The sequence below is a fragment of the Streptomyces sp. ATCC 21386 genome (assembly GCF_018728545.1).
Classification (GTDB): domain Bacteria; phylum Actinomycetota; class Actinomycetes; order Streptomycetales; family Streptomycetaceae; genus Streptomyces.
The window spans coordinates 1,673,266-1,690,476 of the sequence record NZ_JAAVVL010000001.1; the positions used below are offsets into that span (position 1 = coordinate 1,673,266).

Sequence of the window (17,211 nt, forward strand, 5' to 3'; positions counted from 1 at the left end):
TGACCCAACACCCGGCCGAGGCGCCGGGTGGTGACCCGAGGAGCCACCTTGGCTGCTGAGCTGCACGTCGCGCTGGTCGCGGCCGACCGAGAGGTCTGGTCGGGCCAGGCCACCCTGGTCGTCGCGCGGACCACGTCCGGCGACATCGGCGTCATGCCCGGTCACCAGCCGCTGCTCGGTGTGCTGGAGTCGGGCCCGGTGACCATCCGTACGAGTGAGGGCGGCACCGTCGTCGTCGCTGTGCACGGCGGTTTCATCTCGTTCGCGGACAACAAGCTGTCCCTGCTGGCCGAGGTCGCCGAGCTGGCCGACGAGATCGACGTCCAGGGCGCCCAGCGGGAGCTGGAGCGCGCGAAGGCGGAGGGCGACGCCGCCGCCGAGCGCCGCGCGGATGTACGACTGCGTACGGCGGGTGCGCGCTGAGCGCAGACGCCGTGTGATGCTGTACCCCAGCCGCGGCCGGGTCCGGATGACTTCATCCCGACCCGGCCGCGGCTGAGGCGAATATGGGTGTTTTTTACGTTCCGTTACCTAGGAGACGAGGAGGTCGGTGTCGATGGTCCTCGCTCTGACTGTGTGCGGTTCGGTGATCGCGCTCGTGGTGGTCGGGCTCTTCGTCTTCGGACTGCGCCGCCGGCTCATCCAGCGCTCCGGGGGCACCTTCGACTGCAGCCTCCGCTGGGACGCCCCGGAGAAACCCGGCAGCGACGAGAACGGCAAGGGCTGGGGGTACGGCGTCGCCCGCTACAACGGCGACCGCGTCGAGTGGTACCGCGTCTTCTCGTACTCGTTCCGCCCCCGCCGCGTCCTGGAGCGCGCCTCGATCGAGGTGGCCGGCCGCCGCACCCCCGAGGGCGAGGAGGAGCTGGCGCTTCTCTCCGACGCCGTGATCCTCGCGTGTCTGCACCGCGGGACCCGGCTGGAACTGGCGATGAGCGAGGACGCGCTGACCGGTTTCCTCGCGTGGCTGGAGGCCGCCCCGCCCGGACAGCGAGTGAACGTGGCGTAGCCGCGTTCACTCGCCGGGTGGGGTCCCCCGGGGCGCGAGCCCCGCTTACTTCAGCCCGTTGCTGATCGCGTTCACCAGCTCTCCGTTGCTCGTGTCGCCGCTGAACTCCCAGAAGAACGCGCCGCCCAGGCCCTGGTTCTTCGCCCAGGTCATCTTTCCGGCGATGGTGGACGGGGTGTCGTAGCTCCACCAGTTGCTGCCGCAGTGGGCGTACGCCGTGCCCGCGATGGTGCCGGTGACCGGGCATGAGTTCTTGAGGATCTTGTAGTCCTCGATGCCCGCCTCATAGGTGCCGGGGGCCGCCCCGGTCGCCGTGCCGCCGGGGGCGGACTGGGTGACGCCGGTCCAGCCGCGGCCGTAGAAGCCGATGCCGAGCAGCAGCTTGGCGGACGGGACGCCCTTCGACTTCAGCTTGGCGACGGCGTCGGCCGAGTTGAAGCCGGCCTGCGGGATCCCCGAGTACGAGGTGAGCGGGGAGTGCGGGGCGGTCGGGCCGTCCTTGTCGAAGGCGCCGAAGTAGTCGTACGTCATCACGTTGTACCAGTCGAGGTACTGGGCGGCGCCGCCGTAGTCGGCCGCGTCGATCTTGCCGCCGGAGGAGCCGTCCGCGGTGATGGCCGCGGTGACCAGGTAGTTCGAGCCGAACTCGGCACGCAGTGCCTGCGAGAGGGTGCGGAAGGCCGCCGGGCCCGAGGTGTCGCAGGTCAGACCGCAGGCGTTCGGGTACTCCCAGTCGATGTCGATGCCGTCGAAGACGTCGGCCCAGCGCGGGTCCTCCACGACGGCCTTGCAGGACTTGGCGAACGCGGCCGGGTTCTGCGCGGCCTGGCCGAAGCCGCCGGAGTAGGTCCAGCCGCCGAAGGAGTACAGCACCTTGATGTGGGGGTACTTGGCCTTGAGCTGTCGGAGCTGGTTGAAGTTGCCGCGCAGCGGCTGGTCCCAGGTGTCGGCGACGCCGCTGACGGACTGGTCGGCGGTGTACGCCTTGTCGTAGGCGGCGTAGGTGTCGTCGACGGTGCACTGACCGTTCTTGACGTTGCCGAACGCGTAGTTGATGTGGGTGATCTTGGCGGCGGAGCCCGAGGTGACCAGGTTCTTCACGTGGTAGTTGCGGCCGTAGACGCCCCACTCGGTGAAGTAGCCGAGGTTGATCTTCGAGCCGGGGTTCGGGTTCGTGCCGCCCCCGGTCGTCCGCACGGCCGCCGCGCCGCTGACCGGGCCGGTCTGGTCGGCGGTGTCACGGGCCTGGACGGTGTACGAGTAGTCGGTGCCGGCGGTCAGGCCGGTGTCCGTGTAGGTGGTGCCGGTGACGGTGGCGACCTTGGTGCCGCCGCGCAGGACGTCGTAGTTCTTGACGCCCTTGTCGTCGGTGGCGGCGCGCCAGCTCAGCTTCACCGAGGTGTCGGTGACGTCCGAGGCGGTCGGCGTGCCGGGGGCGGAGGGTGCCGCGTCGCCGGGGACGGTGGGGCCGCCGTCACAACTTCCGCCGTTGAGCTTGCAGTTGGCCGGGGAGCCTGAGCCGCTCCCGTTGAAACCGAAGGAGACGGAGGCGCCGGGGGCGAGGGTGCCGTTCCAGGACTTGTTCCTGGCGGTCCAGTGGGTCCCGGACGAGGTGACGTCCGCGTCCCAGGCGGAGGTGACCGACGTGCCGGAGGGGAAGTCCCACTCGACGGTCCAGGAGCTGATGGTGGTGGTGCCGGTGTTCTTCACCGTCCACTTGCCTTCGAAGCCGGAGCCCCAGTCCTGGGGCTTGGCGTAGGTGGCGGTCGCCTCCGTGGCCGCCTGGGCGGGGGTGGCGAGACCGACCAGGCCGGCGAGGGGGAGCAGCAGGGTCGCGAGACCCGCTATGGCTCTGTGCCTGAAGCGCATGTGCGCCTCCTTGTGGGGTGTCTTGTTGCATGAGCATGACGTGGCGCAGTGGGCCGAGAATAGAAAGGTCTGGACCATAGGTCAATGGGTCTGGACCACTGCGCCCGCGCCGACACCCCTGGGCGAGGCAGACCGGGGTCAGACACCCAACTCCTGCGCCAGTACCGCCGCTTGCACGCGACTGCGCAGATCGAGCTTCCCCAGCAGTCGGCTGACGTGCGTCTTCACCGTCGCCTCGGCCATGTCCAGCCGCCCGGCGATCTCCGCGTTCGACAGCCCCTCGCCCAGACAGGAGAGGACCTCCCGCTCCCGCCGGGTGAGGGAGTCGAGGACGGACGGATCGACCGCCGGCTCCCGTACGGGCTTGGCGGCGAACTCCGCGATCAGCCGCCGGGTGACCGCCGGGGCGATCAGACCCTCGCCGCGCCCCACCGCCCGCACGGCCTCGATCAGGTCCCTCGCCTCCGTGTTCTTCAGCAGGAACCCGGCGGCCCCGGCCCGCAGCGCCCCGAACACGTACTCGTCGAGGTCGAAGGTGGTCAGCACGAGGACGTCGGCCAGTCCCTCGGCGACCACCTGCCGGGTTGCCGACACCCCGTCCAGGCGCGGCATCTGCACATCCATCAGCACCAGGTCGGGCCGCAGTTCACGGGCGAGCGCCACCGCCCGTTCGCCGTCCGCCGCCTCGGCCACCACCTCGATGTCCGGCGCGCTGCGCAGGATGAGCACCAGCCCGGCCCGTACGGCGGACTGGTCCTCGGCGACGAGCACACGGATCATGCGGGTTCTCCTTGGGTGACGGGCAGGGTGGCGCGGACGCTCCAGATCTTGCCGTGCACCAAGCTCTCGGGGCCCGCCTCGAAGGTGCCGCCCAGCAGGGCGACCCGCTCCCGCATCCCGACCAGACCAGCGCCGGAACCGGGTGCGCTCGGCCCGTCGCGGTCGCCGTACGGGCTGGTCACGGAGATGGCGAGGGAGCCGTCCGGCTGCCGCAGCACCACGCAGACCCGGCCGGGGGAGGCGTGTTTGAGGGCGTTGGTGAGTGACTCCTGGACGATGCGGTAGGCCGCCAGCTCTACGGGGGCGGGGAGGGCGGCGGCGTGGTCGGCGTCAAGGGTGACGTCGAGACCGTTGGTGCGGGCGCCCTCGACGAGGGAGCCGAGGCCGTCGAGCGTGGGTGCGGCGGACGGCTCGGTGTCGTCGCTCGAATCCCGCAGGATGCCGATCAGCCGGCGCATCTCGGCGAGCCCCGCGACGCTGTTCTCACGGATGACCCCGAGGGCCTCCTTGGAGGTGCCGGGGTCGTCGAGGGAGAGCGCGGCGGTGGAGTGGATCGCGATCGCCGAGAGGTGGTTGGCGACCATGTCGTGCAACTCCCTCGCCATGCGCGCCCGTTCGGAGACGACGGCCTGGGCCCGGTCCATCTCCGCCAGCAGGGCCGTCTGCTCGGCACGCAGCCGGGCCGCCTCGGCGGCATCGCGGTGGTTGCGCACGATCCAGCCGGTGGCGGCGGGCATGAGGGAGACCAGGCCGACGACCACCCCGATCAGCAGCGCCTCCGGTTTCCGGAAGGCCGCGATCGGGACCACGGTGAAGGCGATGGTCACCAGTCCGGAGACCCAGGGCACCCGGCGGGCCGTGCTGGGCGGGCCGTACAGCACGGCCGCGTAGACCAGGTCCGTGAACATCAGGACCGTGATCAGGCTGCCCTGGGTGATGGTGTCCAGGGTCAGCGCGGCCCAGCCCACCAGCAGGGCCGTGCGGGGCATCACGCGGCGCAGTGCCTCGCAGCCGGCGGTCACGACGAGGGGCGGCAGGACCCACCAGGGGCTCTCGAGCACCACGATGCCGTCGCGGGGCGTGCGGGTGTCGAGGCCGAGGCCCCACAGCAGCAGGCCGCCGAGGAGTCCGGCGGCGGCGATGTACAGGTCCACGCGGTGCGGGCGGGGCGGTCGTACGGCCATGCCCTCCATCCAACACGGGACGGGAGCCCGTCGCCTGGTGCCCGGGAACGGTCCCGCACTGCATCTTTCGATGTACCGCGACTTCGTCACCGCCGACGACGATTCCGGGGGCGACGGCCGGGAGCCTGGAAGGGTGAACGAGAGGAGCGCATCGTGATCGTCGCGTTGATCATCGCCTGCGAGGTCGGCTTCTGGGTGCTGCTGGCCCTGGCCCTGGCCGTCCGCTACCTGTTGAAGAAGCGCCGGGCCAGTGTCGTGCTGCTGCTCTGCGAGCCCGTGCTGGAGCTGGTGCTGTTCGTCGTGACCGCGATCGACCTGAAGAACGGGGCCGAGCCGAGCTGGGAGCACGGGGTGGCGGCGCTCTACATCGGCTTCACCGTGGGCTACGGCCACTACATGATCCGGTGGCTGGACGGCCACGCGGCACATCGCCTGGCCGGCGGGCCCAAGCCGACCGGGCCGCCCAAGTACGGCCTGGCCAGGGCCCGCCACGAGGGCAGGCTCTGGGTCCGGACGCTGGTGGCGACCGGAGTGGCGCTGGCCCTGCTCCAGCTGGCCGTCTGGTACGTCGGCGACGACGGGAACGTCGAATCGCTGAGGTCGTTCCAGTGGGTCGCCCTGCGGGCCGCCGGCATCCACGGTCTGGTCGCGCTCGCCTACACGATCTGGCCGAAGAAGGAGCCGGACGGGCGGGGGGACGGGGACCGGGACTCCGGGTACGCGAAGGAGCGGATCGGACGATGAGCGGCGCGCGGGGCGGGACGGTCGGCCGGGCGGCGAGGAACCTGGTGGAGAGGGCCGCCACCTTCGCGATCAGCCTGGTGCTGTGCGCGTGGGGACCGCTGCCGCTCCGCGAGAGCCGTTGCCGCTTCGCGTGAGCGCGACAAGGAGTGGCTACCGGTCGCCGCCCGGGACCCACAGCACGTCCCCGACCTCCTTGTTCGCCGTCCTCGCGAGGATGAACAGGAGGTCGGAGAGACGGTTGAGGTAGGTCGCGGTGAGAGGGTTCATCGCGTCGGCGTGATCCTCCAGCGCGGCCCAGGTCGAGCGCTCGGCGCGCCGGACCACCGTGCAGGCCTGGTGCAGCAGGGCCGCGCCGGGGGTGCCGCCGGGCAGGATGAAGGAGCGCAGCTTCTCCAGCTCCCCGTTGAAGCGGTCGCAGTCCGCCTCCAGCTTGTCGATGTAGAACTGCTCCACCCGCAGGGGCGGGAACTCGGGGTTCTCGACGACGGGCGTGGAAAGGTCGGCGCCCACGTCGAAGAGATCGTTCTGCACCCGCACGAGGACCTTGACGACCTCCTGGTCCAGGCCGCCCAGTGCGATCGCCGTCCCGATCGCCGCGTTGGCCTCGTTGGTGTCCGCGTACGCCGAGATCCGCGGATCGCTCTTGGGCACCCGGCTCATGTCGCCGAGGTTGGTGGTGCCCTGGTCGCCGGTCCTGGTGTAGATGCGCGTCAGATTGACCATGTGACCAGCGTAGTTACGACGGGCCCGTCCGGACGACCCGTGTGCCCACCGTCACGGGGTGCGGTGGGGGAGCGGCCGCCGGGACGCCGTCCGGCCGGCGACCGGGGGCCAGGGGCGCGGCGGGACCCGCGGGACATCGGTGAGCCGTGAGCCGGGGAGAAGCCACAGGGCCTCCTGGAGTGCGGCGTCGGTCGAGCCGCCGTGCCGCGGCGGGAGCGCACTCGGGATGTCGTCCGCCGTGCCCGCCCCACCGGCCACCATGTCCGGACCCCCGCGGACGGCGATCCGGTCAGGTGCCCCGCCCCGCGGCAAGAGCCCGCGCCGCCGACTCCCCTCCCTCGCTGATCGCCGGTCAGATCGCCTGGATCAGCCGGACGGTGACGGCCGTCATAGGGCGTGCCACGCTCTCCCGGTGCAATCCGGACGAAGTGTGACGAGGGGTGCTTCTTCTCCTGTGTGGCGGGGAGGGCCTGTTGGGCGGGCGGATGCCCAACTGGGCCGTACAACCCTTCGAGTGAGTGTCGCCGGTGTGATGTCCGTCTGTTGAGACGTGACTCGCGTTACTAAGCGGTCACACGGCCCCTCACGGGCGCTAGTGTCCGCCGGAGAGGCAACACATCAACAGCGCGTACCAGGGGAGTCGCACAGTGGCACGGAAGCTCGCCGTGATCGGAGCCGGACTCATGGGGTCCGGGATCGCCCAGGTGTCCGCGCAGGCGGGCTGGGACGTCGTCCTGCGTGACGTCACCGACGAGGCGCTCGACCGTGGCATCGGCGGCATCGAGGCGTCGTACGACAAGTTCGTGAGCAAGGGGAAGTTGGCGGCCGGGGACGCCGAGGCGGCGCTGGGGCGGATCACCGCCACCACCGACCTCGACGCGGCGGCCGACGCGGACATCGTCGTCGAGGCCGTCTTCGAGAAGCTGGAGGTGAAGCACGAGATCTTCCGGGCCCTCGACAAGGTCGTCCGCGAGGACACCGTGCTCGCCTCGAACACCTCCGCCATCCCGATCACCAAGATCGCGGCGGCCACCGAGCGGCCCGAGCGGGTCGTCGGCGTCCACTTCTTCTCGCCGGTGCCGATGATGCAGCTCTGCGAACTGGTGCGCGGCTACAAGACGAGTGACGAGACGCTCACCACCGCGCGGGAGTTCGCCGAGTCGGTCGGCAAGACCTGCATCGTCGTCAACCGTGACGTCGCCGGGTTCGTGACGACCCGTCTCATCTCCGCCCTCGTCGTCGAGGCGGCGAAGCTGTACGAGTCGGGCGTCGCCACCGCCGAGGACATCGACCTCGCCTGCAAGCTGGGCTTCGGCCATGCGATGGGGCCCCTGGCCACGGCCGATCTGACGGGCGTCGACATCCTGTTGCACGCCACGAGCAACATCTACACCGAGTCGCAGGACGAGAAGTTCGCCCCTCCGGAGCTGATGCGCCGGATGGTGGACGCCGGTGACATCGGACGCAAGAGCGGGCAGGGCTTCTACACCTACTGACGCAGGTCCGGCCGACGCCGGCCCACGCTTCACGGGCGGCCCCTCCCACGCATGTGAACGCATGAGCCTCTCCGGCTTCACCCCTTGAGGTGAATTCGGTATCGGTTCGCTCACAGACGGCAACCTCTCGGTGTCAAACGCCGTCAGACGTTGCATCACCCACATCACGGAGTACGAGACGCACTCACGGGGAGCGCTTATGTACATCAGGGGCGACCACGCCGAGCTGGTCGTCGGGGGCCGCCTCGACGTACGCAGCGCGGCGGACGCCCGTACGGTCCTGCACTCGGCCGTCGACGACGGAGCCGGCGACCTGGTGCTCGACCTGTCAGAGCTGGACTCCTGGGACGCCACCGGACTCGGGGTGATCATGGGAGCCCACCGGCGGGCGGGACGGTGCGGACGGCGGCTCGTGCTGCGCGATGTGCCGCCGCAGATGCAGCGGCTGCTCGTGGCCACCCGGCTGCACCGCATCCTCGCGATCGAGGGCGGAATCGGTCTGGAGTCACTGCCCCGCGTGTGAACGCGTGTGCGGGTTCGTACGTATGGCTCCGTGTGTGCGGGACACCCGGTCGGCATGACCCTCCGGTCGGCCTGACCCCTCCGGTCGTCATGGGGGTCATGAGACCTCGTGGACCAGTGCGGACCATGAGGGCGAAACGCACCACGTTCGCAATCCTCACGAGACTGTGATGTCTCGGACGGCGCGGGACCCCGGACTGTCGGAGATACTGTGCGAAGGTTTAGGGTTCGGCTGCCCGCTGCCAGCTACCCTCGAGCGGGTTCCGGACCAGAAGCGACAGCGCGGTGTGCGACACGGCCGGGAGGGGCTCCAGCACACGAGACGCTTTTGGGGGGCTAGGACCGATGGACCCGAACAACCCGGGACCCGAAGAGTACGGCCATGACGACGGACAGGCGCCGAGCAAGCGTCCGCCACGCGACGCGCTGACACAGGACTTCGACCGGCACGCCCCGGCGCTCGCCCGCACCGTCCAGCTCGTCTCCGGCGACTTCCTGCTGACCGTCAACCCCGTCGACGGCAGCGAGATAGAGAACTGCCCACCGGGCGAACTGCCTGGTCAGCCCGTGAAGCACGCACCCGCCGAGCGTGCCGCCGTCGACCGCGCCGCCCGGCCGCCGGTGCCCCCGGGCCCCTCGCTGCCCCGGCTGCCCCTGCTCCGGCGCGACGAGGAGAGAGCACGCCTCGTACGGCTGCTCGCGCGCGGCCGCTCCGTGCGCCTGACCGGAGCACGCGGCTCCGGTCGCACCACACTCCTCGACGCGGTCGCCGAGGACTGCGCGGATCTGGCCCCCGACGGTGTCGTCCGGCTGAGCGGTTTCCGGCGCACGGTCGACGACCTGCTGTACGAACTGTTCGCAGCCGTGTACAGCACACCCCTGTACCGGCCCGCCCGGCAGCAGATCCTCGACATCGTGAAGGACATCGGCGCGGTCGTCGTCCTGGACGACCTGGAGTTCGGTGGGATCGCGCTCGACGAACTGCTCGACGCCACCCCCGAGTGCGCCTTCCTGATCGCCGCCACCCCCGACATCCCGCTGCCCTCCAACGACGCGCCCCTGGAGGAGATCCTCCTCGGCGGCTTCGACCGGGCCGGCAGCGAACAGCTTCTGGAGCGTGCCGTCGGGCGGCCCCTCACCGAGGACGAGTCGAACTGGGCCGGTGACCTCTGGTTCGAGTCCGAAGGCCTGCCCCTGCGCTTCACCCAGGCCGGGGCGCTGCTCAGGCAGCGGGACCGGCAGCGGGCCGGTGCCGACGCCGTCGACGAGTTCGGGGTCTTCCAGGAGGCACCGCCCGTCGACATGCCCGTCGACGCCGTCCCGGACGGGCACGACCTGCCCCTGCCCTCGCTCGCCGAGGGTGCCGCGCCCGCCGCGCTGCTCGCCTCCCGGCTGAGCGCCTCGGCCCGCGAGACCCTCAGGTTCGCCGTCGCGCTCGATGGCGAGATCCCGCACCAGGCCCACCTGCCCGCCCTGGTGGGTGACACCCACGCCGACGCCGCCCTCGGCGAGCTGGTCGGCTGCGCCCTGGTGACACCTGTCGGCGCCCGCTACCGGCTCGCCGCCGGGGTGCGGACGCAGCTGGAGGCCGCCGGGTACGCCGACGACACGGAGGCGCGCGCCCACACCGCCGCCCAGCACTACGCCTGGTGGGCCGGGCACCCCTCGGTCACCCCCGAGCGGGTCTCGGCCGAGGCGGACGCCGTCCTGGCCGCCCTCACCGCGCTCGTGCCGACGACGGTCCCGGTCGGCGAGGACGACGAGAGCGCCGCCGTGGTGCTGGCCCGCCAGGCGGCGCCCGCGTTCGCCGCCGGGCTGCGCTGGAACGCCTGGGAGCGTTCGCTGCGGGCAGGCGCCGAGGCGGCCGGTCTCGCCGGTGAGACCGGCGAGCAGGCCTACTTCCACCACGAGCTGGGCGTCCTCGCGCTCTGCTCCGGGCAGCTGGAGCGGGCCCGGGCGGAGCTGGAGGCCTCCATCGGGCTGCGCAACGTCCTCGCCGACAAGCGCGGCACCGTCGCCGGACGCCGGGCCCTCGCCCTGGTCGCCGACCGCTCCGGGGCGACACCGCCCGGCGGGCGCACGGCGGCGGGGGAGGAGGTGCCGAACGCCCGGCACGAGGAGTCGGCCTCACCGCCCGGGGGCGTGCCGTCCGCGTACCCGCCGGCCGGCTCGACCGGCGCGGGACTCGGTACGGCGGGCCTCGGCGCGGTCGGCTACGGGGCCACGGCGTCGCACGGTGCCGGTCTCGGTACGCCGACCGGATCGGGGGCGTGGGGATCGGGCGCGGCCGGGTACGGCGGAGCCGCCTCCGCCCCTGCGGCCAAGGAAACGACGCTCGTCACCCAGCGGATCGGCTCCACGTCGCCCGCGCACCGGCTGAGCAGCCTCAAGAGCCTCGTCGGCGGTGCCCGGCGCAACATGGTCGCGGCGGGTGCGGGTGCGCTCCTCGCGGCCGTCCTGGGCACCGTCGTGACCCTCGGCGCGACCTCCGACCGCAACGGCGACACCCCGGCCGAGCGGGTCGGCGTCAACCCGTCCGCCAGCGAGGGCACCGACGACGGCGGCCTCGTCGCGGACCGCCCCAAGGCCGGGGACGAGGACGACACCCCGGGCGCCCTGCCCGAACCGACGGACCCGGGCCCCGACGGCACCTACGGCACCTCGGACGACCCGACACCGACCGACACGGCGGGGCCGTCGGACGACCCGAGCGGCACGAAGGGGCCGTCGGGCAAGCCGACGCCGTCCCCGTCGAAGACCTCGCCGAAGCCGACGCCGTCCGACGACCCGACGACGGACCCCACGGGCGATCCGACGGACGACCCCACGGGCGATCCGACCGACGATCCCACCGGTGACCCGACGGACGATCCCACGGACGACCCGACGGACGATCCGACCGACGACCCGCCGCCGCCCGGCACCACCGACACCGCGACCGCCCCCACGGGGACGGGCACCTCGGCAAGCGCACCCGTGCCGCCGGCCGACACGGTGGCCTGACGGCTACGGATGCGGCCGTCTCCCACGTGCACGAGATGCCCTCGTGGGAGACGGAGGGCCGGTGGCCGGGCGGAGCGTCGACGCGGACCGCGCATGCCCCGGAGCAGGGGTCGACGTGCCGGCCACCGCGCCTCGCGGGGAGGGCTGTTGGGCCTGGCGGGGACGGCGGCCTGCGCCACGGAGTCGACCTGGCCCGCTGGGACTGCGGCCGCCCGCAGTGCTCGGCGCCCGAGCGCGACACGCGTGGATGGACGGCCTGGGTCTCGCGGGCACGGCGTCCGGGCCCCGCGGGGTCGCCCGTCGGCCTCGCCGGGTCGGCTCAGTCGCCGTCGGGCGATGTCGTCGCGGGCGGGCGCGGGTGGCGGGGGATGGCGAGGGCGCACAGGGCGCCGCCGAGGACGACGGCCACGCCGACCCACACCGCGGGCTGCAGGCCGTCGACGAACGCGTGCGGGGTGCGCATGCTGCCGTGCGCCACGAACACGGTGCTGAGCACGGCGATACCGAGCGCGCCGCCGATCTCGCGGACGGTGCTGTTGGCGCCGGACGCCTTCCCCGCGTGCTCCTTGGCGACCGAGCCGAGGACGACCGCGGCGGTGGGGGCGAAGACGAAGCCCATGCCGATGCCCGCCACGATCATCGGGCCGACCAGGGCGGCGTAGGCCGTGTCGGTCTCCGCGACCAGGTTGATCCAGCCCAGCCCCACGCCTTGGAGGAACAGGCCGAGCGCCATCAGACGGCCGCCGCCGACCTTGTCGGTGAGGAGCCCGGCGACGGGGGCGACGAACATCGGCATGAGGGTCCAGGCGAGGGTGCGGACACCGGCCTCCAGCGGGGTGCGCTCAGGCACCAGCTGGAGGTACTGGGCCAGCAGGAACAGGGAGCCGAAGACGCCGAAGTACATCGTCGCCGAGACGATGTTGGTGAGGGTGAAGGCACGCACCCGGTAGAAGGACAGCGGCAGCATGGGATCGGCGGACCGGGCCTCCCAGGCGACGAAGGCGACCAGCAGCACGCCGCCGCCCGCGAAGGCGCCCAAAACCCTCGTCGAGGTCCAGCCGTCCGGCTCGCCGTGCACGATCGCCCACACCACGGCGCACAGTCCGGCCGCCGCCAGCAGCATGCCGACCAGGTCGAGGCGCGAGCCGGGCAGCGAACTCTCCCGCAGGGTCACCAGGACGAGCGGTACGGCGACCAGGCACACCGGCACGTTGATCCAGAAGATCCACCGCCAGTCGAGGCCGTCGACCACCGCGCCGCCCACCACGGGGCCCATGGCCACGGCCAGGCCGCTCACGCCGGACCAGATGCCGAGCGCCATCCCGCGCAGGCGCTCGGGGACAGCCTGGGAGAGCAGGGTCAGCGACAGCGGCATGACCGCGGCCGCCCCGAAGCCCTGGAGGGTGCGGAAGGTGATCAGCTGGGCGCTGGTGTCGGACAGGCCGCAGCCGATGGAGGCCAGCGTGAACGCGACGATGCCGGCGACGAAGACCGTGCGGCGGCCGAACCGGTCGCCGAGCGCAGCGCCGGTCATCAACAGGCAGGCGAAGCTCAGGACGTAGGCGTTGACGAACCACTGGAGCTGCTGGGTGTTCGCCTCCAGGTCGACCGCCAGGGTCCGCAGGGCCGTGGAGACGACGAGGTTGTCGAGCGCGACCATGAACATGGGCAGGCTGCACGCGACGACGGCGAGCCACAGGGGTGCGCGCCGCTCGCCGGGGGCGGCCGGTTCCGGGGCGGGACTGTCGAGAACCGCCTGTTCCTCGGACAACGTCATGGTGGGTCTCTCCTCATGGAAGGGGCGCGGAAGGCGTGGCCGGTGAGGATCAGGAAGCGCTCCGCGCCTGCTCCTCGGCGAGGCGGCGGCGGGCTTCCGACCAGGCGATGGGCAGCTCGGCCGCGGGGGCCTGCCAGAAGGTGAAGACCGAGTCCTTCACCGTGGACCGCAGGCCGCTCATGATCGACCGGTGCGGTTCGGTCCTCGCGTACGCGTAGAGCGCGTCCTTGTCCTCCCACGCCGACAGGGTCCAGAACGTGCGCTTCAGGGGCTCGGCGATCAAGGAGGCGCCGTAGGCCCCGGGGGCGCGGGAGACCTGCTTCCACGCGGACAGGGACTGGAGGAAGAAGCGCGGTACGTCCTGGAACGAGCGGACCTCCAGCCGGGAGGCCATGACGAACGCCTCGGTGTCCGGTGCGGGGGTGCTGATCGTGGTCCAGCGCAAGGTGGGCATGGCTGTGTCCCTCTCCGGAGAGATGTTGGATACCTTCACTATCTATGTTAGACAGTGAAGGTATCCAACTTCTAGTGCGGGGGACGACCGATGCGAATCTCCGAGCTGAGCCGCCGCAGCGGTGTCTCTGTCGCGACGATCAAGTACTACCTGCGCGAGGGGTTGCTCCCGGCCGGACGGCAGATCTCCGCGACACAGGCCGAGTACGACGAGAGCCATGTCCGCAGGCTCCGGCTGATCCGTGCGCTGATCGGTGTGCGGGGGCTGTCCGTGAGCACCACCCGGGAGCTGTTGGGCGCCCTGGCGGAGCACGCCGGGGACACCCACGTCCAGTTGGGCTTCGCCCTGGGGGCCATCCGGCTTACCGAGGAACCCGCCGAGGCCCCCTCGGAGACGGGGAAGGTCGACGCCCTGGTCGAGGAGCTGGGGTGGAACGTGCATGAGGCGGCGCCCGCGCGCGCGGTGCTGGCCGAGACCCTGTCCACGCTGCGCACCCTGGGCGCCCCGCTCGACTGGCAGGTGCTGCTGCCGTACGCCCGGCTCGCGGAGCGCACCGCGACCCTCGACCTCGACCAACTCGACGGGATCGAGGACCCGTTGGAGGCCGCCGAGCGCGCCCTGCTGCTGACCGTCCTCTTGGAGCCCGCGCTGCTGGCACTGCGGCGCATGGCCCAGGAGAACGAGTCCGCCCGCCGGTACGCCGGCGACTAGCCCCCCAGCTGGCGGCGCGGTTGTGCGGCGACCTCGCGGCCGGAGGGGGCCACGATGCCGACGTCGAGCTCGTGGATCGTCTGTCGCGCCATGAGGCCCCGGGGGGAGGGCGCCGCCGGGGAACGGGGCCTCCATGCCCACCGGTCGTTCCCGGGCGGCCCCGGTGACCGCCCCTAGAACAGGCGCAGTTTGTCGTCCTCGATGCCGCGCAGGGCGTCGTAGTCGAGGACCGCGCAGCCGATGCCGCGGTCGGTGGCGAGGACCCGCGCCTGGGGCTTGATCTCCTGGGCGGCGAAGATGCCGCGGACCGGCGCGAGATGCGGGTCGCGGTTCAACAGCTCCAGGTAACGCGTGAGTTGCTCCACGCCGTCGATCTCACCGCGCCGCTTGATCTCCACCGCCACGGTCGCGCCGTCGGCGTCGCGGCACAGGATGTCGACGGGGCCGATCGCCGTCATGTACTCGCGGCGGATCAGGGTGTAGCCCTCGCCCAGGGTCTCGATGCGGTCGGCGAGGAGCTCCTGCAGATGCGCCTCGACGCCGTCCTTGATCAGCCCGGGGTCCACACCCAGCTCGTGCGAGGAGTCGTGGAGGACCTCCTCCATCGTGATGATGAGCTTCTCGCCCGCCTTGTTGATGACGGTCCAGACGCCCTGCTCGTCCCCGGAACCCTCCTTCAGGGTGCAGGGCGGCGACATCCAGTTGAGGGGCTTGTAGGCCCGGTCGTCCGCGTGGATCGAGACGCTGCCGTCCGCCTTCACCAGGATCAGGCGGGGGGCCGAGGGGAGATGGGCGGTGAGCCGGCCCGCGTAGTCGACGGAGCAGCGGGCAATGACGAGACGCATGGTCGGCAACGCTACTCGACGCCGAGGGGTGCGCGCGATTCGACCGCCGCGACGGCCGACGCCCGAGCCCCCTCCTTTGCCGGCGCGCCCCGGCGGGCGCCGTGCGACGGACCCGGCGCCCCCGCCCGGCGCCTGTCGCACTCCGTCACGTTCTCCCGCCTCTCACGTGGGCCTTCGTCGTCCCCCGGCATGTGCCGCTGTCAACTCCTGTTCGGCATTGGCTGATTGTGTGCGTCACACGCCCTGTCGGTGCGCGCAATCTCCTGGTGCGGTCACGTTCGGTTGCTTACCGTAGAAACTGGAGGTCGCGAAGCGTGCACTCTGCGTGTTCGCCGACCCGATCTCCGCCCTTGTCCGTCAACCCCTGTTGTCGTGGGGGTGCGAGAGGAGTACCCATGTCGCTCGACGTCTCACCGGCCCTACTCGAACAGGCCGAGCGAGGCGAGGTCGACGAAGCCGCCTTCGTCGACTGCGTCCGGACCTCCCTTCCTTACGCGTGGGAGATGATCAGCTCTCTGGTGGCACAGCTGAAGGTCGACGGCGGAGAGTTCGCCGACAACCAGACGCCCCCGCCGGACGAGCAGGCGCGCGGGCAGTTGCTGCGCGCGCTCGCCAGTGACGCGATTCGCGGCGCGCTGCAGCGGCACTTCGGTGTACGGCTGGCCTTCCAGAACTGCCACCGGGTGGCGGTGTTCCCACTGGACCCGTCGGTGGACGACAGGCTGGCCCGCTTCACCTCGATCCGCGGCCAGCTCCTCAACCAGTCCCCGGAACTCCGGGACTGCTGAGGGCATGACGCGCCACAGCTTGCCGCTCCCATCGCGGGAGGTGCATCGGTAACCGGGGCGGCAAGCTCCTCGCAGTGGCTCAGCCGAGGTGAGGCAGCACCTCGGCACCGAGTCGCCGTACGTTCTCCTCCGTCGCCGCCAGATCGCCGGAGCCCTCGACGAGCAGGGCGAAGCGGGAGATGCCCGTCCGCTCGCTCGTCGCCGCCAGCCGGTCGGCGCACAGCCGCGGAGTGCCCACCGGGTGCAGCCCGCAGAGGAGTTCGGTGTAGGCCAGCGGGTCCCGCATCGCGCGGGCGCGGCCGTCGACGGTCACATGCGCGTCGAGGCCCTGCTTCAGCCAGCCCGGCATCGCCTTGGTGAGCGCCTCCACGGCGTCGGTGCGCCGGTCCGCGATCTGGCAGACGCCGGCCGAGACATGGGCCGCGCCGGAGATCTCCTCCGGCGAACGGCCCGCCGCCCGGGCGCAGTTGCGCCACAGCGCGACCATCTCCGCCTTCTCCTCGTCCCCGACGTGCATGCCGAGGAGCATCGAAAGACCGCGCTCGGCCGCCAGTTTCACACTCGTCGGTGAGGTGCAGGCGACGACGACCTCCGGGCCCGGGGTCTCGTCCAGGTCCTCCGCCGGCCTCGGGACGACCGTCACCTCGCGGAAGCTGAATCGTTCCCCCGAGGCCGACACCGAGGGCTCACGCAGCCAGCGCATGAGCAGATCGAGTGATTCCGGGAAGCCCTTCTCGTACGCCCCGAGACCGGAGCCGAACACCTCCAGATCGACCCACGGCCCACCGCGCCCCACGCCCAGGGAGAAGCGTCCCCCGGAGGTCACGTGGAGCAGCGCGGCCTGTTCGCCCAGGGCCACGGGGTGCGTCGTGGGCAGCACGCTGACCGCGGTGCCGACCCGGATGCGCCGGGTGCGCCCCAGCAGTAACGCGGCGAGGGTGATCGCCGACGGACAGGTGCCGTACGGCACGAAGTGGTGCTCGGCCAGCCAGACCGCGTCCAGGCCCGCCTCGTCGGCCACTTCCGCGGTCCGTACCGCCCGGTGGAGCGCCTCCCCCTGGCCCTGGCCGGGGAACTGGGCGCCCAGTACAAATGTTCCTACGTGCATCGCTCTTCCTGCTTCCTCGGCTCCGACTCGGGAGCTCCCCCACCGGCATAACCCCGTGACACGTGCCGAAGACACGGCCTGGCGACGAGATTTGCGGATTGTCTGCAGAATGCGCCGGGCGGAGGGCGTTCTGAGGGGATTGGCGACGTACGCGTACCCCCACCGGGCCCGCGTAGGCTGGACACCAACCCTGCTCCC

The 17,211-nt window shown here is 71.6% G+C and carries 17 protein-coding genes; 9 read left to right on the forward strand and 8 right to left on the reverse strand.

Annotated features, from left to right (window positions below):
* Nucleotides 1-48 precede the first annotated feature (48 nt).
* Together GWK25_RS07380 and GWK25_RS07385 are read left to right on the forward strand one after the other, a co-directional pair.
* Nucleotides 49-423, forward strand: a complete 375-nt coding sequence (locus GWK25_RS07380) for a F0F1 ATP synthase subunit epsilon (protein ID WP_033526509.1) — start codon at nucleotides 49-51, stop codon at nucleotides 421-423.
* Nucleotides 424-556: 133 nt separating this feature from the next.
* Nucleotides 557-1,009: a DUF2550 domain-containing protein gene (locus GWK25_RS07385; protein ID WP_215449032.1), complete on the forward strand. Its 453-nt coding sequence runs from the start codon at nucleotides 557-559 to the stop codon at nucleotides 1,007-1,009.
* 45 nt (nucleotides 1,010-1,054) lie between these two features.
* Here GWK25_RS07385 and GWK25_RS07390 read toward each other — a convergent pair whose 3' ends face one another.
* The 3 genes from GWK25_RS07390 to GWK25_RS07400 form a co-directional block, all read right to left on the reverse strand.
* Nucleotides 1,055-2,878: a glycoside hydrolase family 18 chitinase gene (locus tag GWK25_RS07390; RefSeq protein WP_215449033.1), complete on the reverse strand. Its 1,824-nt coding sequence runs from the start codon at nucleotides 2,876-2,878 to the stop codon at nucleotides 1,055-1,057.
* 138 nt (nucleotides 2,879-3,016) lie between these two features.
* Nucleotides 3,017-3,658: a response regulator transcription factor gene (locus GWK25_RS07395; RefSeq protein ID WP_215449034.1), complete on the reverse strand. Its 642-nt coding sequence runs from the start codon at nucleotides 3,656-3,658 to the stop codon at nucleotides 3,017-3,019.
* Nucleotides 3,655-4,842: a sensor histidine kinase gene (locus GWK25_RS07400; RefSeq protein ID WP_215449035.1), complete on the reverse strand. Its 1,188-nt coding sequence runs from the start codon at nucleotides 4,840-4,842 to the stop codon at nucleotides 3,655-3,657. The genes GWK25_RS07395 and GWK25_RS07400 overlap by 4 nt, the downstream gene beginning before the upstream one ends.
* A 153-nt stretch (nucleotides 4,843-4,995) precedes the next feature.
* On the opposite strand from GWK25_RS07400, the gene GWK25_RS07405 reads away from it, so the two are divergent.
* Together GWK25_RS07405 and GWK25_RS07410 are read left to right on the forward strand one after the other, a co-directional pair.
* The gene (locus GWK25_RS07405) at nucleotides 4,996-5,586 is read left to right on the forward strand and encodes a hypothetical protein (RefSeq protein WP_215449036.1); all 591 of its coding nucleotides are present in this window, start codon (nucleotides 4,996-4,998) and stop codon (nucleotides 5,584-5,586) included.
* Entirely contained in the window at nucleotides 5,583-5,720 is a 138-nt protein-coding gene (locus tag GWK25_RS07410) for a hypothetical protein (protein ID WP_215449037.1), read from the forward strand. The genes GWK25_RS07405 and GWK25_RS07410 overlap by 4 nt, the downstream gene beginning before the upstream one ends.
* A 16-nt stretch (nucleotides 5,721-5,736) precedes the next feature.
* On the opposite strand, the gene GWK25_RS07415 is transcribed toward GWK25_RS07410, so the two are convergent.
* Complete coding sequence (locus GWK25_RS07415; protein WP_215449038.1) at nucleotides 5,737-6,309, reverse strand: cob(I)yrinic acid a,c-diamide adenosyltransferase; 573 nt, start codon at nucleotides 6,307-6,309, stop codon at nucleotides 5,737-5,739.
* 647 nt (nucleotides 6,310-6,956) lie between these two features.
* Between GWK25_RS07415 and GWK25_RS07420 the strand changes: the two genes are divergently transcribed.
* The 3 genes from GWK25_RS07420 (at nucleotide 6,957) to GWK25_RS07430 (ending at nucleotide 11,330) form a co-directional block, all read left to right on the forward strand.
* Nucleotides 6,957-7,805, forward strand: a complete 849-nt coding sequence (locus GWK25_RS07420) for a 3-hydroxyacyl-CoA dehydrogenase family protein (protein WP_215449039.1) — start codon at nucleotides 6,957-6,959, stop codon at nucleotides 7,803-7,805.
* Between the two features lie 199 nt (nucleotides 7,806-8,004).
* Nucleotides 8,005-8,328 (forward strand): STAS domain-containing protein, encoded by a 324-nt coding sequence (locus GWK25_RS07425; RefSeq protein WP_033526497.1) that lies wholly within the window; start codon nucleotides 8,005-8,007, stop codon nucleotides 8,326-8,328.
* 344 nt (nucleotides 8,329-8,672) lie between these two features.
* The gene (locus tag GWK25_RS07430; protein ID WP_215449040.1) at nucleotides 8,673-11,330 is read left to right on the forward strand and encodes an ATP-binding protein; all 2,658 of its coding nucleotides are present in this window, start codon (nucleotides 8,673-8,675) and stop codon (nucleotides 11,328-11,330) included.
* Nucleotides 11,331-11,649: 319 nt separating this feature from the next.
* Here the strand turns inward: GWK25_RS07430 and GWK25_RS07435 are convergent, their stop codons facing one another.
* Together GWK25_RS07435 and GWK25_RS07440 are read right to left on the reverse strand one after the other, a co-directional pair.
* The gene (locus tag GWK25_RS07435) at nucleotides 11,650-13,107 is read right to left on the reverse strand and encodes an MFS transporter (RefSeq protein WP_215449041.1); all 1,458 of its coding nucleotides are present in this window, start codon (nucleotides 13,105-13,107) and stop codon (nucleotides 11,650-11,652) included.
* A 49-nt stretch (nucleotides 13,108-13,156) separates the two neighbouring features.
* The gene (locus GWK25_RS07440; protein ID WP_215449042.1) at nucleotides 13,157-13,561 is read right to left on the reverse strand and encodes a DUF3291 domain-containing protein; all 405 of its coding nucleotides are present in this window, start codon (nucleotides 13,559-13,561) and stop codon (nucleotides 13,157-13,159) included.
* A 90-nt stretch (nucleotides 13,562-13,651) separates the two neighbouring features.
* On the opposite strand from GWK25_RS07440, the gene GWK25_RS07445 reads away from it, so the two are divergent.
* Nucleotides 13,652-14,272, forward strand: a complete 621-nt coding sequence (locus GWK25_RS07445) for a MerR family transcriptional regulator (protein WP_215449043.1) — start codon at nucleotides 13,652-13,654, stop codon at nucleotides 14,270-14,272.
* 173 nt (nucleotides 14,273-14,445) lie between these two features.
* Here the strand turns inward: GWK25_RS07445 and nucS are convergent, their stop codons facing one another.
* A complete protein-coding gene (nucS, locus tag GWK25_RS07450; protein ID WP_184899481.1) occupies nucleotides 14,446-15,117 on the reverse strand; it encodes an endonuclease NucS in 672 nt (223 codons plus the stop codon).
* A gap of 395 nt (nucleotides 15,118-15,512) precedes the next feature.
* Here nucS and GWK25_RS07455 point away from each other — a divergent pair, with 395 nt between their 5' ends.
* Nucleotides 15,513-15,905 carry an SCO5389 family protein gene (locus GWK25_RS07455; RefSeq protein WP_005480204.1) on the forward strand — a complete coding sequence of 131 codons (393 nt, stop codon included), beginning with the start codon at nucleotides 15,513-15,515 and terminating at the stop codon, nucleotides 15,903-15,905.
* Between the two features lie 79 nt (nucleotides 15,906-15,984).
* On the opposite strand, the gene GWK25_RS07460 is transcribed toward GWK25_RS07455, so the two are convergent.
* Complete coding sequence (locus GWK25_RS07460) at nucleotides 15,985-17,013, reverse strand: LLM class flavin-dependent oxidoreductase (RefSeq protein WP_215449044.1); 1,029 nt, start codon at nucleotides 17,011-17,013, stop codon at nucleotides 15,985-15,987.
* Nucleotides 17,014-17,211: the final 198 nt, after the last annotated feature.